General features: G+C 60.5%; 14 protein-coding genes. 8 read left to right on the forward strand and 6 right to left on the reverse strand.

What is annotated here, in order from left to right:
• The first annotated feature begins 139 nt into the window (after positions 1-139).
• Both mltA and tcdA read left to right on the forward strand, forming a co-directional pair.
• Entirely contained in the window at positions 140-1,276 is a 1,137-nt protein-coding gene (gene mltA, locus ACJ8M3_RS21575; protein WP_033644860.1) for a murein transglycosylase A, read from the forward strand.
• An 84-nt stretch (positions 1,277-1,360) separates the two neighbouring features.
• A complete protein-coding gene (gene tcdA, locus ACJ8M3_RS21580) occupies positions 1,361-2,167 on the forward strand; it encodes a tRNA cyclic N6-threonylcarbamoyladenosine(37) synthase TcdA (protein WP_004931886.1) in 807 nt (268 codons plus the stop codon).
• Here the strand turns inward: tcdA and csdE are convergent.
• On the reverse strand, positions 2,158-2,592 hold the full coding sequence (csdE, locus tag ACJ8M3_RS21585) for a cysteine desulfurase sulfur acceptor subunit CsdE (protein ID WP_046687719.1): 435 nt from the start codon (positions 2,590-2,592) through the stop codon (positions 2,158-2,160). The genes tcdA and csdE overlap by 10 nt on opposite strands.
• Positions 2,593-2,611: 19 nt before the next feature.
• A complete protein-coding gene (gene csdA / locus ACJ8M3_RS21590; RefSeq protein WP_042785270.1) occupies positions 2,612-3,817 on the reverse strand; it encodes a cysteine desulfurase CsdA in 1,206 nt (401 codons plus the stop codon).
• Positions 3,818-4,013: 196 nt separating this feature from the next.
• On the opposite strand from csdA, the gene ACJ8M3_RS21595 reads away from it, so the two are divergent.
• The 4 genes from ACJ8M3_RS21595 (at position 4,014) to rlmM (ending at position 7,085) form a co-directional block, all read left to right on the forward strand.
• Complete coding sequence (locus tag ACJ8M3_RS21595; RefSeq protein ID WP_025304050.1) at positions 4,014-4,238, forward strand: YgdI/YgdR family lipoprotein; 225 nt, start codon at positions 4,014-4,016, stop codon at positions 4,236-4,238.
• Positions 4,239-4,624: 386 nt separating this feature from the next.
• The gene (locus tag ACJ8M3_RS21600) at positions 4,625-5,542 is read left to right on the forward strand and encodes a transcriptional regulator GcvA (RefSeq protein WP_004931894.1); all 918 of its coding nucleotides are present in this window, start codon (positions 4,625-4,627) and stop codon (positions 5,540-5,542) included.
• A 51-nt stretch (positions 5,543-5,593) separates the two neighbouring features.
• On the forward strand, positions 5,594-5,989 hold the full coding sequence (locus ACJ8M3_RS21605; RefSeq protein ID WP_004931896.1) for a DUF423 domain-containing protein: 396 nt from the start codon (positions 5,594-5,596) through the stop codon (positions 5,987-5,989).
• On the forward strand, positions 5,982-7,085 hold the full coding sequence (rlmM, locus tag ACJ8M3_RS21610; protein WP_033652492.1) for a 23S rRNA (cytidine(2498)-2'-O)-methyltransferase RlmM: 1,104 nt from the start codon (positions 5,982-5,984) through the stop codon (positions 7,083-7,085). Before ACJ8M3_RS21605 ends, rlmM begins: the two co-directional genes overlap by 8 nt.
• Positions 7,086-7,124: 39 nt before the next feature.
• Here rlmM and xni read toward each other — a convergent pair whose 3' ends face one another.
• The 3 genes from xni to queF form a co-directional block, all read right to left on the reverse strand.
• The gene (gene xni / locus ACJ8M3_RS21615; protein WP_195880617.1) at positions 7,125-7,883 is read right to left on the reverse strand and encodes a flap endonuclease Xni; all 759 of its coding nucleotides are present in this window, start codon (positions 7,881-7,883) and stop codon (positions 7,125-7,127) included.
• Between the two features lie 54 nt (positions 7,884-7,937).
• Positions 7,938-9,302, reverse strand: coding sequence for a nucleotide 5'-monophosphate nucleosidase PpnN (ppnN, locus tag ACJ8M3_RS21620; RefSeq protein WP_019455737.1), 1,365 nt, complete (start codon positions 9,300-9,302; stop codon positions 7,938-7,940).
• A gap of 192 nt (positions 9,303-9,494) precedes the next feature.
• On the reverse strand, positions 9,495-10,340 hold the full coding sequence (gene queF / locus ACJ8M3_RS21625) for an NADPH-dependent 7-cyano-7-deazaguanine reductase QueF (protein WP_046687717.1): 846 nt from the start codon (positions 10,338-10,340) through the stop codon (positions 9,495-9,497).
• A gap of 63 nt (positions 10,341-10,403) precedes the next feature.
• Here queF and syd point away from each other — a divergent pair, with 63 nt between their 5' ends.
• Positions 10,404-10,952 (forward strand): SecY-interacting protein, encoded by a 549-nt coding sequence (gene syd, locus ACJ8M3_RS21630; RefSeq protein WP_033644866.1) that lies wholly within the window; start codon positions 10,404-10,406, stop codon positions 10,950-10,952.
• A 609-nt stretch (positions 10,953-11,561) separates the two neighbouring features.
• On the opposite strand, the gene ACJ8M3_RS21635 is transcribed toward syd, so the two are convergent.
• Positions 11,562-12,800: an MFS transporter gene (locus ACJ8M3_RS21635; RefSeq protein ID WP_033644867.1), complete on the reverse strand. Its 1,239-nt coding sequence runs from the start codon at positions 12,798-12,800 to the stop codon at positions 11,562-11,564.
• A 178-nt stretch (positions 12,801-12,978) separates the two neighbouring features.
• Between ACJ8M3_RS21635 and ACJ8M3_RS21640 the strand changes: the two genes are divergently transcribed.
• Positions 12,979-13,305: a YqcC family protein gene (locus ACJ8M3_RS21640; protein WP_033644943.1), complete on the forward strand. Its 327-nt coding sequence runs from the start codon at positions 12,979-12,981 to the stop codon at positions 13,303-13,305.
• Positions 13,306-13,435 lie beyond the last annotated feature (130 nt).

Consider the following 13,435-nt stretch of genomic DNA (forward strand, 5'->3'; position numbering starts at 1 on the left):
TCTGCTGAATTTGCCCGCAATTTGCCTTCTTTTTCATCACCATCCTCCGTGCGGCTTTTTTTATTTGCAGCGATTCCTTTATCAATGAGCGTTTGTTATCGTTCAGCCGGTAGATCATATCAGTTTGAGAGTGTGCGCGATGAAAGGACGTTGGGGCAAATACCTGCTGGGCGGGTTGATGGTGGCGGTATTGGCGGGCTGTTCGTCCAAGCCGACCGATCGGGGTCAGCAATATAAGGACGGCCGTCTGGATCAATCGCTGGAGCTGGTCAATCAGCCCAACGCCAAAGGTTCGCCGGTCAACGCCAAGGATTATTCGGATCAGCTGATGGAGATCAAGTACGCGTCGCCTTCGCTGTTTAACCGCAACAACAGCACCTATCAGGCGGTGCAAAACTGGATGGCGTCCGGCGCCGACACGCGCATGCTGAGCCAGTACGGCCTCAGCGCTTACCAGATGGAAGGCGTCGACAATTACGGCAACGTGCAGTTTACCGGCTACTACACGCCGGTGGTGCAGGCGCGCTATACCCAACAGGGCGAGTTCCGTTATCCGCTGTACCGCATGCCGCCGAAGGGTAGGGGCCGCTTGCCGGATCGCGCGGGCATTTATTCTGGCGCGCTCGACGATCGCTATATCATCGCTTACACCAACTCGCTGATGGACAACTTCATGATGGAAGTCCAGGGCAGCGGCTACGTCGACTACGGCAACGGTCAGCCGCTGGTGTTCTTCGGCTACGGCGGCAAGAACGGCCACGCCTACCGCAGCATCGGCAAAGTGCTGATCGATCGCGGTGAAGTGGCCAAGGCGGACATGTCGATGCAGGCGATCCGTCAGTGGGCGGATACCCACAGCGCCGCAGAGGTGCGCGAGCTGCTGGAGCAGAACCCGTCGTTCGTGTTCTTCCGCCCGGAAGCTTTTGCGCCGGTGAAAGGCGCCAGCGCGGTGCCGCTGATCGCCAAAGCGTCGGTGGCCTCCGACCGTTCACTGATCCCGGCAGGCACCACGCTGCTGGCCGAAGTGCCGCTGCTGGACAACAAGGGTAAATTCACGGGAAAATACGAGATGCGTCTGATGGTCGCGCTCGACGTGGGCGGCGCCATCAAGGGCCAGCATTTTGACATGTATCAGGGCATCGGGCCGGAAGCCGGCCACTCGGCGGGCTACTACAACCACTATGGCCGCGTCTGGGTGCTGAAGAACAACGGCGGCGGCCAGCTGTTCAGCGCCAATCAGTCAAACGGCGGCGGTTCGTTGCTGGTCACCCGCTAAACGCGCACGGCGTGAAAAGATTGACCCGCAAGGGCCGGATTTTCCGGCCCTTATCATTTGCATTACGAAGGTAATTAAAGCGTTATGAGCACAGCTTATTCGGAAGCCTATCTGCAGCGTTTCGGCGGCACGGCGCGGTTATACGGCCAGCAGGCGCTGGCGGTGTTCGCGCAGGCGCACGTCTGCGTGATCGGCATCGGCGGCGTGGGTTCCTGGGCGGCTGAGGCGCTGGCGCGCACCGGCATCGGCGCCATCACTCTGATCGACATGGATGATGTTTGCGTCACCAATACCAACCGTCAGATCCACGCGCTGCGTCAGCATGTCGGGCAATCGAAAACCGAGGTAATGGCGGAGCGTATCCTGGCGATCAACCCGGAATGCCGGGTGACCTGCATTGACGATTTCATTACCCCGGACAACGTCGCCGAGCTGCTGGACCATAACTTCAGCTACGTCATCGACGCAATCGACAGCGTACGGCCGAAAGCGGCGCTGCTGTCATACTGCCGCCGCTTCAAGATCCCGGTGGTGACCACCGGCGGCGCCGGCGGGCAGATAGATCCGACCAAAATCGAAGTGGCCGATCTGGCGAAAACCATTCAGGATCCGCTGGCCGCCAAGCTGCGCGAGCGGCTGAAGCACGATTTTAACGTGGTGAAAAACGGCAAGGGCAAGCTGGGCATCGACTGCGTCTTTTCCAGCGAGCCGCTGGTTTATCCGCAGCCGGACGGTTCGGTATGCGCTTCGCGCAGTACGGCGGAGGGGCCGAAAAGAATGGATTGCAGCGCAGGTTTCGGCGCGGCGACCATGGTCACCGCCACCTTCGGCTTCGTCGCCGTGTCGCACGCGCTGAAAAAGATGGTGGCGAAGGCGGCGCGTCAGGCGTAACGGGCGGCGATCGCCTGCACGGCGGCGGCTAACGCCGCCAGCCCGCTGGCGCGAGTGGCGCTCAGCTGAGCGCGCAGCGCCAGGCGGTCGAACAGCGCCAGCGGATCCAATTCGGCGATCTGCTGCGGCGTTTTCCCTTCCACTTCGGTCAGCAGCACCGCCAACAGGCCACGCACGATGCGGCCTTCGCTGTCGCCATAAAAGTGCAGCGTGCCGTCTTCCAGCAACTGGTGCCCCAACCAGACGCGGTTTTCACACCCGCTTAACGCCATTTCTTCACTGCGCAAGGCCTCCGGCAGCGACGGCAGCCGTTTTGCGAGCATAATCAGTTGTCGGTAGCGGTCTTCCCACTGTTTCAGCGCGCTGAAGGTGGCGATTAACGCTTCGGCGGTGATCTCTCGGCCAAAAGGATGGGGGGCGAGCATAGCGTCTCCGGGAATCAAGTCAGTCGGCCAGCAGGTCGAGGGCGTGGGTCAACGCGCTGACCAGCGTATCGACGTCCTGTTGAGTATTGTAGGGGGCGAACGACGCGCGCAACGTACCGCTGACGCCTAACGCCGCCATCAGCGGCTGCGCGCAGTGCTGGCCGGCGCGCAGCGCAATGCCTTGCTCCGCCAGCAGCGTGACGATGTCGCTGTGGTGTACGCCGGCGATATCGAACGCCAGCAGGCTGGAACCGGAACTGCGGAAGCTGCGAAAGCCCGGCAGCTGCGCCAACCGCTGTTCTGCCCGATCCGCCAGCTCGCGACTGTAGCGCTCCGCCGCCGCCATGTCCTGTTCGCGAAGCCAGGTGAGCGCGGCGGCCAACCCCAGCACGCCGGCGATGTTTGGCGTGCCGGCTTCGAAGCAGTGCGGCGGTTTTTGCGGGATAAAACCGTCGAACGACGCCTGGGTCAACATCTTTCCCCCTCCTTGCCACGGCGCCATCTGCGCCAGCAGCTCGGATTTGCCGTACAGCGCGCCGATGCCGGTCGGGCCATACAGTTTGTGGCCGGAGAAGGCGTAGAAATCGATATCGAGCCGCTGTACGTCGGCCGGGTCGTGAACCACGCCCTGTGCGCCGTCGATCATCACGCGCGCGCCGGCGGCATGGGCCAGCGCGATCGCCGGCGCCAGATCCGGGCAGCCGCCGGTGACGTTGGACATTTGCCCCAGCGCCAACAGGCGGGTTCTATCGTTGAGCAGGGCGGGCAGCTGCGCCAGGTCCGGCAGACGGTCGGCGCCGATCGGCAGTTTCACTACCCGCGCGCCGGTTTGATCCGCCACCATCAGCCAGGGGATCAGGTTGGCGTGGTGCTCCGCTTCGCTCACCAGAATTTCATCCCCCGGCTGCAGACGCGGACGCAGATAACTCTGCGCCACCAGGTTGATCGCCTCGGTGGTGCCGCGCGTCCAGACGATGTCGTCGGCCGACGGCGCATGGATAAGTTGCGCGACCTGGCCGCGCGCCTGCTCGAAACGGGCGGTCAGATCCTGCGCCGCCCGATGCTGGCTGCGGTGCACGGTGGCGGCGTCGTCGCGATAAAACTGCTGCGTGGCGTCGATCACCGCCTGCGGCTTCAACGCGGTGGCGGCGCTGTCCAGATAGATGCCGTCCTGCGCGAGCGCGGGAAACTGTTGGCGAAAAAGGCTGGGGTTAAAAGGCGTCATACCCTGATTGTCACTGGCTTGAGTCGATGGGTGATCCTGTCCTATTTTGCCGCCGGAGACAAGCGTTCGCGCCGATTAGGACTTATCGCCTGGCAAAATTGGGAAAGTTTGTTATGCTATTAAACGTGCGCTTGTTAATCGCATCTATACGCATAAAAGGTATTTATCAGCATTTAAAACTAAAAAGGAGTCCTCAATGAAGAAAACAGCCGCAGTTCTCTCTGCCCTGATGCTTACGTTCACCCTGGCCGCCTGTTCCAGCAACTACGTGATGCATACCAATGACGGACGCACCATTGTCGCTGACGGCAAGCCTAAAGTGGATAACGATACCGGCATGATCAGCTATAAAGACGCCAACGGCGTCGAACAGCAGATCAACCGCGCCGATGTGAAAGAGATGGTTGAAAGCAACCAGTAACCGTCAGGCAAAAAAAAAGCACCGCAAGTTTTGCGGTGCTGCATAAAATCACTATGGACAGACAGGGTAAATGTACAGGAAGTGAAAAAACAGTAGCCTAGCTACCATGTCCGGAATCGCCGGACAATTTGCAAACACAACATCACAACCACAAGCCAAAAGTTCATCGGCGTCCTCGACACCCACTCCCTTTTCGTTCCGGCCCGGGAAGTGCCGCCACTATAGGTATTTGCTGGCGCATCCTCAACGGACAAATTATAATGGCTCGGATTAAAAAAACTAATGGCAATGCGCCGTTAGCGTTTGTCCATGGCTTGCCACACAAAGCCGCCCGATTTTCGGCGCCGAATCATTCGGATTAATGTTACACAAAAGTAGCTAATTTAATGTCTAAACGCTTACCTCCCCTCAATGCGCTGCGCGTGTTCGATGCGGCCGCTCGCCACCTGAGTTTCACCAAGGCGGCGGAAGAGCTGTTCGTGACTCAGGCCGCGGTGAGCCACCAGATCAAGTCGCTGGAGGACTTCCTCGGGCTGAAGCTGTTTCGCCGGCGCAATCGCTCGCTGCTGCTGACCGAAGAGGGGCAAAGTTACTACCTTGATATCAAGGAGATCTTCTCTTCGATCAACGAGGCGACGCGCAAGCTGCAGGCGCGCAGCGCCAAGGGGGCATTGACCGTCAGTTTGCCGCCGAGCTTCGCCATTCAGTGGCTGGTGCCGCGTCTGTCCGGCTTTAACTCAGCTTATCCGGGCATCGACGTGCGCATCCAGGCGGTGGACCGTGAAGAGGACAAGCTGGCGGACGACGTCGACGTGGCGATTTTCTATGGCCGCGGCAATTGGCCGGGGCTGCGCGCCGAGCGCCTGTATGCGGAATATTTGCTGCCGGTTTGTTCGCCGAGCCTGCTGACCGGCGATCATCCGCTGAAAACCGCAGACGATCTGGCTTATCATACGCTGCTGCATGACGTTTCACGTCGCGACTGGCTGGCCTATACGCGCCAGCTGGGGTTGCAGCACATCAACGTGCAGCAGGGGCCAATCTTCAGCCACAGCGCCATGGTGGTGCAGGCGGCGGTGCACGGTCAGGGCGTGGCGCTGGTGAACAACGTGATGGCGCAAACCGAGATTGAAGCCGGTCGTCTGGTGTGCCCGTTCAACGATGTGTTGGTCAGTAAAAATGCTTTTTATCTGGTATGTCATGACAGCCAGGCAGAACTGGGTAAAATAGCCGCCTTCCGGCAGTGGATCCTGGCGCGTGCCGCCAGCGAACAAGAGAAGTTCCGCTTCCGCTACGAACAATAAGGCCGGCCGCCGCCTTGCCGCGGCCGGTGATTTTTAATGGGATAGATCACGATGAGCAGCCGTTCCATGCTGGTTTTCGCCGCTATCAGCGGCTTTGTGTTTGTCGCGCTGGGCGCATTCGGCGCGCATGTGTTAAGCGGCACGCTGGGCGCCAACGAAATGGCCTGGATCCGCACCGGGCTGGAGTATCAGGGGTTCCACACCCTGGCCATCCTGGCGCTGGCGGTCGCGATGCAGCGCCGCGTGAGCCTGTGGTTTTACTGGAGCGGAGCGCTGTTGGCGTTCGGCACCGTGTTGTTCAGCGGCAGCCTCTATTGTCTGGCGCTGTCGCACCTGAAGGTCTGGGTATATATCACGCCGGTTGGCGGCGTGTGCTTCTTGATCGGCTGGATATTGATGTTGATTGGCGCTTTGCGTCTGAGGAAAAAGGCCGAGCGCCATGAATAAGATTGCGTTGTACTGCCGCCCCGGCTTCGAAAAAGAGTGTGCGGCGGAGATCACCGATAAAGCCGCCCAGCTGGAGATTTACGGCTTTGCGCGGGTAAAAGAGCACAGCGGTTACGTGTTGTTCGAATGCTATCAGCCGGACGATGCCGACCGCCTGGCGCGGGAGATTCCGTTCCGCGAACTGATTTTCGCCCGCCAAATGCTCGTGGTGGGTGAGCTGCTGCGCGATCTGCCGCCGGAAGATCGGGTATCGCCGATCGTCGGCATGCTGATCGGTGTGGTTGATCGCGGCGGCGAGCTGCGGGTGGAAGTGCCGGACACCAACGAAAGCAAAGAGCTGATGAAATTCTGCCGCAAGCTGACGGTGCCGCTGCGCGCCGCGATGCGTGAGCAGAAGGTGCTGATGGCGCGGGAGAACCCGACTCGCCCGGTGGTGCACGTGTTCTTCATCGCGCCGGGCTGCTGCTATGTCGGTTACTCCTACAGCAACAACAACTCGCCGTTCTACATGGGTATTCCGCGTCTGCGCTTCCCGGCCGATGCGCCGAGCCGTTCGACGCTGAAACTGGAAGAAGCGTTCCATGTGTTCATCCCCGCCGACGAGTGGGACGAGCGCCTGGCCAGCGGCATGCATGCGGTCGATCTGGGGGCCTGCCCGGGCGGCTGGACCTATCAGCTGGTGAAGCGCAGCATGATGGTGCATTCGGTGGATAATGGCCCGATGGCGCCGAGCCTGATGGAAACCGGCCAGGTGACGCATCACCGCGCCGACGGCTTCAAGTTCGAGCCGAACAGCAGCAAGATCTATTGGTTGGTGTGCGACATGGTGGAAAAACCGGCGAAGGTGACCAGCCTGATGATTCAGTGGCTGGTGAAAGGCTGGTGCCGCGAAGCGATCTTTAACCTCAAACTGCCGATGAAAAAACGCTACGAGGAAGTGTCGCAAAACCTGATGAGCATCCGCGAAGCGCTGAGCGCCGCCGGCATCAGCGCTGAAGTGCACGCCAAACAGCTGTATCACGACCGCGAAGAGATCACCGTACACGTGCGCCGCATGTGGTCGGCGGTGCCGGGCCGCCGCGACGAGCGCGATTAATCGCGTTAAACCTGATGAAGGGCGCTGCTTGCAGCGCCCTTATTGTATCGGCAGTCGCAGCTGCTGCAGGTTGCCGTCCAGCGACAGATCGGTGCGCAGCGTGGCGACGTGTTTGCTGACGTAGGCCAGCTCGCGGTGCTGCTCCAGCTTGCCGCGCCATTTCTCCGGCACCTGCTCCAGGTGCTGATAGATCCCGTCCAGACTGCCCGACTGCTGCAACAGCAGCACGGCGGTTTTCGGCCCGATGCCGGCCACGCCGGGGATCTTGCTGCTGCCGATCCCCGCTAACCCCCAGTAGTCCGGCAGTTGCTGCGGCAGCACGCCGAATTCCTGCTGCACGAAAGGCATATCCAACCAGCGTTTCTGGAAGTAATCGCGGATCTGTACGTTCGGCGCCAGCAGTTGGCAATAGCCTTTGTCGGTGGAGACGATGGTCACCTGGTGGCCGCCGCCGGCGACCTTCGCCGCCAGCGTGGCCGCCAGATCGTCTGCCTCGTTGCCGGGTGAATGCCAGCTGGCGACGCCCAGTTCGGCGAAGGCCTCACGCAGCTGCGGCATCTCCTGTTGCAGGTTTTCCGGCATCGGCGAGCGCCCGGCCTTGTAGTCCGGCAGAATTTTGTGACGCCAGCTTTCGCTGCGGTCGTCCTCGTCAAATACCGCCACCGCGTGGGTCGGGCGGCTGTGCTGAAGCAACTGCTGCAGCGCGTGGCGACAGGCGTTGACGCAAGGGGAGCCCTGTACGGCGTGAATGCGGCGGATGAGGTTCAGGGCGTCGACAATCAGTAGGTGTATCATCATGGGCGGCAAGGTCAGAAAAAACAGGGCGGCCGTTACGCCGCCCGGGATTGAGGATCAGGCGACGATTTCGTAGCAGGGCACATAGGCGCTGCCCGGCAGCTTCATGCGGTGCTGGGCGACAAAGCCCTGCAGCAGGCTGTCCATCTGCTTCATCATCTGCGGTTCGCCGTGCAGCTTGTACGGGCCGAACTGCTCAATGGCGTGGATGCCGTTTTCCTTCACGTTGCCGGCCACGATGCCGGAGAAGGCGCGGCGCAGCGCGGCGGCCAATTGCTCCGGCGGCTGGTTCGGATACAGATTGAGGTTTGCCATGTTCTCGTGGGTCGGCTCGAACGGCAGCTGCAGATCCGGTGCGATGCGGATCGACCAGTTGAAGCTGTAGGCGTCGCCGGTGTTGCGGCGGTTCTCCTTCACCAGCGGCATGGCTTTTTTCATTTGCCGTGCCACTTCCGCCGGATCGTCGATGATGATGGTGTAGTGACGGCGCGCGGCGTCGCCCAGCGTGTTCATGATGAACTCGTCCAGCACGCGGAAGTAATCGGCGCTCTCTTTTGGCCCGGTCAGGATCAGCGGCAGCACCTGCTCGCTGTTCTCCGGGTTCATCAGGATTCCCAGCAGGTACAGCAGCTCTTCGGCAGTGCCGACGCCGCCCGGGAAGATGATGATGCCGTGCGCGATGCGCACGAACGCTTCCAGACGTTTTTCGATGTCCGGCATGATCACCAGCTCGTTCACCAGCGGGTTAGGCGGCTCGGCGGCGATGATTGACGGCTCGGTCATGCCGATGAAGCGGCTGTTGCGGTAACGCTGCTGCGCGTGGCCGACCGCCGCGCCTTTCATCGGCGCTTCCATGGCACCCGGCCCGCAGCCGGTGCAGATGTTCAACTCGCGCAGGCCCAGCTGGCTGCCGACCTTACGCGCGTACAGGTATTCGTTCTCGTTGATCGAGTGCCCGCCCCAGCACACCACCATGTTGGGATCCTCATCCAGATGCAGCGTGCGCGCATTGCGCAGGATCGAGAACACCAGGTTGGTGATGTGGGCCGAGTTTTCCAGGTTCAGGTGTTGGAAACGGCCGGCGCTGGCGATTTGGCCGTGCACGAACAGAATGTCGCGCAACACGGCGAACAGGTTGGCCTGCAGTGAACGGATGATGCGGCCGTCGACGAACGCCTCTTCCGGCGGATTGACCAGCTCCAGCTTCACGCCACGCTCGCGGCGCAGCACGTTGATATCGAAGGTTTCATAGCGCGACAGCAGCTGTTTGCTGTTGTCGGTTTGGCTGCCGGAGTTCAACACGGCCAGCGAACAGTTGCGAAACAGGCGGTACAGGTCGCTGCTGGCGGTGCGCTTCAGCATGTCTACTTCCAGCTGCGACAATAAATCCATAGAGCCAAGCGGGCTGATGTGTGTAATCAAGGTAACTCCTTTGCACCCGGTGTGGGGCGGTAGTAATCCATACGCAGCAAAACAGCATCTCGTTATGGTTGGCGTGCTGCGGCGAAGCGGGCGCTCTGCCCGGCCGCAGCCTCGTTTTAACCTTACCGCCGTCCCTGCGCTTTTACCAACACAAACCGCTCGTTAGCTCAGTTGTTGAGCAATGTTTCGCACTTATTGGCGCGCCAGGCGGCCGTGCTCGGGAGCGAATGCGACGTTGCTGCGCCACGGGTTGATATCCAGTCCGCCGCGGCGGGTATAGCGGGCGTAAACCGTCAGGCTTTGCGGCCGGCAATAGCGCATCAGATCGTTGAAGATGCGCTCGACGCATTGCTCGTGGAATTCGTTGTGGTGGCGGAAGGAAACCAGATAGCGCAGCAGCGCTTCGCGATCGATCTTGCCGCCGCGGTAGCTTATCTGCACCGAGCCCCAGTCCGGCTGATGGGTGATCAGGCAGTTGGACTTCAGCAGGTGGCTGACCAATTGCTCTTCCACTACCTCTTCACCGGCGGCGTTCTGCAGGTAGTCGGCGTTGAACTCATAATTGTCGATGCGAATATCCTGCTGGTCAATGCAGTCGCCGGCCAGACGAGCGATCGGGCTGCCTTCCAGTTGGTCGACGCTGAACAGGGTGACGCTCACCTCGCCCTGGGCGCAGGCGGACAGATCGCGTTGCAGCGTGCTGCGCACCGTTTCCCAATCGGCGAACGGCGTTTGGTTGAAGCTGTTGAGATACAGCTTGAAGCTTTTCGATTCGATCAGGTTCAGGCTGTCGGCGTTGAGGCCGATCTCGCCAACCGCCACCTGCGGCAGCCCGTTGGCGTTCAGCCAGGAGAGTTCGTACAGCGTCCAGATGTCCGCGCCGTGGAAGGGCAGGTTGTCGGGATACAGCCCCAGCGGCTCGCGGTTCATGCTGCGCGGCACCGCCTGCAGCAGCGTGGCGTCGTAGCGATCGCGATAGGCGGTGGGTTTGCCCAGCGTCAGCCCTGACAGGGCCTGGTGGTCTTGATATGAGGACATCTGCTGTCACCTCGGTCAGAGATAGGTACAATGGCCGTCAGTTTAACGTATGCGAGAAAGAATATGGACCATGATGTATCGCACGCTCTGCGTGAATTCACTCAACGCTATGTCGAGTTGTGGCAGCAAGAGCGCGGCCACGCGCCGGCCAGCGAGGCGCTGTACGGCGTGCCGTCGCCCTGCATCGTGGAGAATCGCGAGGACGACGTGCTGTGGTTGCCGCAGCCTTTCGAACCGGCGGCGACGCTGGAGAAGGTCGAGGCTGCGCTGGAGCTGCGTTTGCAGCCGGATGCGCACCGTTTCTACACGCAGCAATACGCCGGTGACATGAGCGCGCAATTTGGGGAGCATCGCCTGAGCCTGCTGCAGGTATGGAGCGAAGAGGATTTCATCCGCCTGCAGGAGAATCTGATCGGCCATCTGGTGACGCAAAAGCGCCTCAAATTGTCACCGACCCTCTTCCTGGCGACCACCGAATCCGAGATGACGATGGTGTCGCTGTGCAACGTCAGCGGCAACGTGGTGCTGGAGCAGTTCGGCAGCGATAAGCGCACCTTGTTGGCGGCGACGCTGGGGAATTTCCTCGATGCGCTGCGCCCAGTGCTGGACTGAAGCGCGGCGGATTCGCCGTCGGTCGTGTAAGAGATCTCTCACACGGGCTGTGAGAGATCGCTCTTAATTTTTTTCACCTCTCTTTGGACCATGAGATTATTGTTATCCAGATCAATTGGTTAGAATTTCTTTAGGATAACTCTTAGTCTTAATTTAGTGTGAGACACCTCTCAAACCCTTGTGATTCCGGGAAATTTGAGCGATCTTATCATTACCGGCACGGACCCGGCGGAGCAGGAAAGCATCAGGATGATGCAGCTTCAGGAAGAAGAAAGGGATGCGCTCAGGCAAGAGCGAGGGATGGCGTCAGGAGATGCCCAGGATGTTTCAGGATTGAAACCAAGGACACCTCCAGGACGGAGATTGAGAGCCGGCGCAGGACTGTCGGCGGGTCAGGAAGGCTGAGGAACCGCGTCAGGACGATGCTGCAGGATGATGCAAGGACCACTTGGTCAGGATGGCCGCAGGAAAAGTTTTCAAGGATTGAGCAGGGAGCATGCTGTGTAGCGGGATGGCTATAAAACGAACCGGGGGCACTGTTAACGCAGTGCCCCCAACTTTTTGTTCTATTCCGCCTCGCGTGCGCCCCGTCTCAATCCTTCTTCCGCGTTAACCAATCGCGCCCAGCGTATCGCCTGCGCCCTGTTTTTTCGGCAGCAGGAACAGCGTGGCGTAGATATCCAGCAGGTAAATCGCCGCCAACAGGCTGATGGCGGCGGTAAACGACACCTGCGTCACCAGCGCGCCGATCACCAATGGCCCCAGGCCGCCGACGCCGCGTCCCAGATTGAACAGGATGTTTTGCGCGGTGGCGCGCGCTTGCACCGGGTAGGTATCGGAAATCAACGCGCCGTAACCGCCGATCATGCCGTTGACGAACATGCCCATCACTGCGCCGGCGAACAGCATCAGCATCGGATCGCTCAACTGGGCGTAGCCGATCACCATCACCACCGCGCCGACCTGATACAGCACGAAAATCTTCCAGCGGGCGAAGCGGTCGGCCAGGACGCCGAACAGCCAGATGCCGAACGTCATGCCGACCACCGTCACCGCCGTCCACAGGCCGGACTTGGTGAGCGAGAAGCCGAAGTTTTTCGCCAGATAAGTCGGCATCCAGATCATCAGCCCGTAGTAGCCGAAGTTCTGCACCGAACAGAGAATGAAGATGCCGATGCTGGCCTTGCTGGTGGCGCGATCCTTAAACAGCAGGCGCAAACGCTGAAGGAAGGAGAGCGGCTGCCCGGCGTCTTTTTGCCGCACGAATTCCTCCGGTTCGCCCAGCGTGCGGCGGATCAGGAATGACGCCAGCGCCGGCAGCAGGCCGACCAGGAACATGCCGCGCCAGCCGATATGTTCCAGCAGCAAAGGCGTCAGGAAAGCGGCCGCCAGCACCCCCAACTGCCAGCCCATGCCGACGTAGGCTGAAGCGCGGTTGCGTTTCTCCGCCGGCCAGGCTTCGGCGATCAGCGCCATGCCGATGCCGAACTCGCCGCCCAGCCCGATGCCCGCCAGCGTGCGATAGGCGAGTAGATCCCAATAGCCTTGCGCCACGGCGCACAGGCCGGTGAACAGGGAAAACATCAGGATGGTGATAGTCAGCACCCGGATGCGGCCGAAGCGATCGCTGAGATGGCCGAAGATCACGCCGCCCAGCACCGCGCCGATCAGCGTCCAGGTGACCAGCGAGCCGGCGGCCGATGAGGTTAATCCTAATTCGATGCTGATGGCCGGCAGCATAAAGCCGAGGATCAGCAGGTCAAACCCGTCCATGGCGTAACCGGTGACCGAGGCCAGCATGGCCTTACCGGGCGTCGCGTGATTTTTTTTCTCTGTTATTACGGACATGAATCTTTATCTGTGTGGTGAATTCGGTGGGCCTATTGTGCCGCGCGGCGGCGCACGCCACCAGATAAAAACGGCAGCCGGTCTCGGGCGCGCCAAATTTGGGCTATAAAAATGCTATGCTTTGCCGCCTTTCAGCCAGCGAGCTGAATATCATGATGAAAAGAGATCGGGAATGCAGATGAGTATACATAATCAGGTTCGCCGCAGTTTGCAGGCGATTGAACAATCCATGCGCGATTTGGCCTTGTGGCAGGCCGCGCCGCCCGAGCCTGAGGCTTTCTCCAGCACCGAGCCGTTCTGCATCGACAGCATGTCGGCCGAGGCTTGGCTGCAGTGGGTGTTTCTGCCGCGCATGTATGCGCTGTTGGACGCCGAAGCGCCGCTGCCGACGCGTTTTGCCATCACGCCTTACTTCGAGGAGGCGTTGAAGGAGCGTGAGCCGAGCAGTCTGCCGCTGTTGGTGCTGCTGCAGCAGTTGGATTTGATGTTGAATAAAGAGCCGTAATTCGCCGGCGGCGCGCAGATTTTTGCCGCCCGGCAGTGTAGAGTACTCGCGCGGATGCCGGGCAGGAGAGCCGACGGCGTCTTTCGGCTCGGTTAAACCGCGGCGGTTGACCGGGGGCTGCATTAGGATG

Origin of the sequence: Serratia sp. CY55921, from assembly GCF_052167655.1 — a bacterium.
Lineage (GTDB): Bacteria > Pseudomonadota > Gammaproteobacteria > Enterobacterales > Enterobacteriaceae > Serratia > Serratia ureilytica.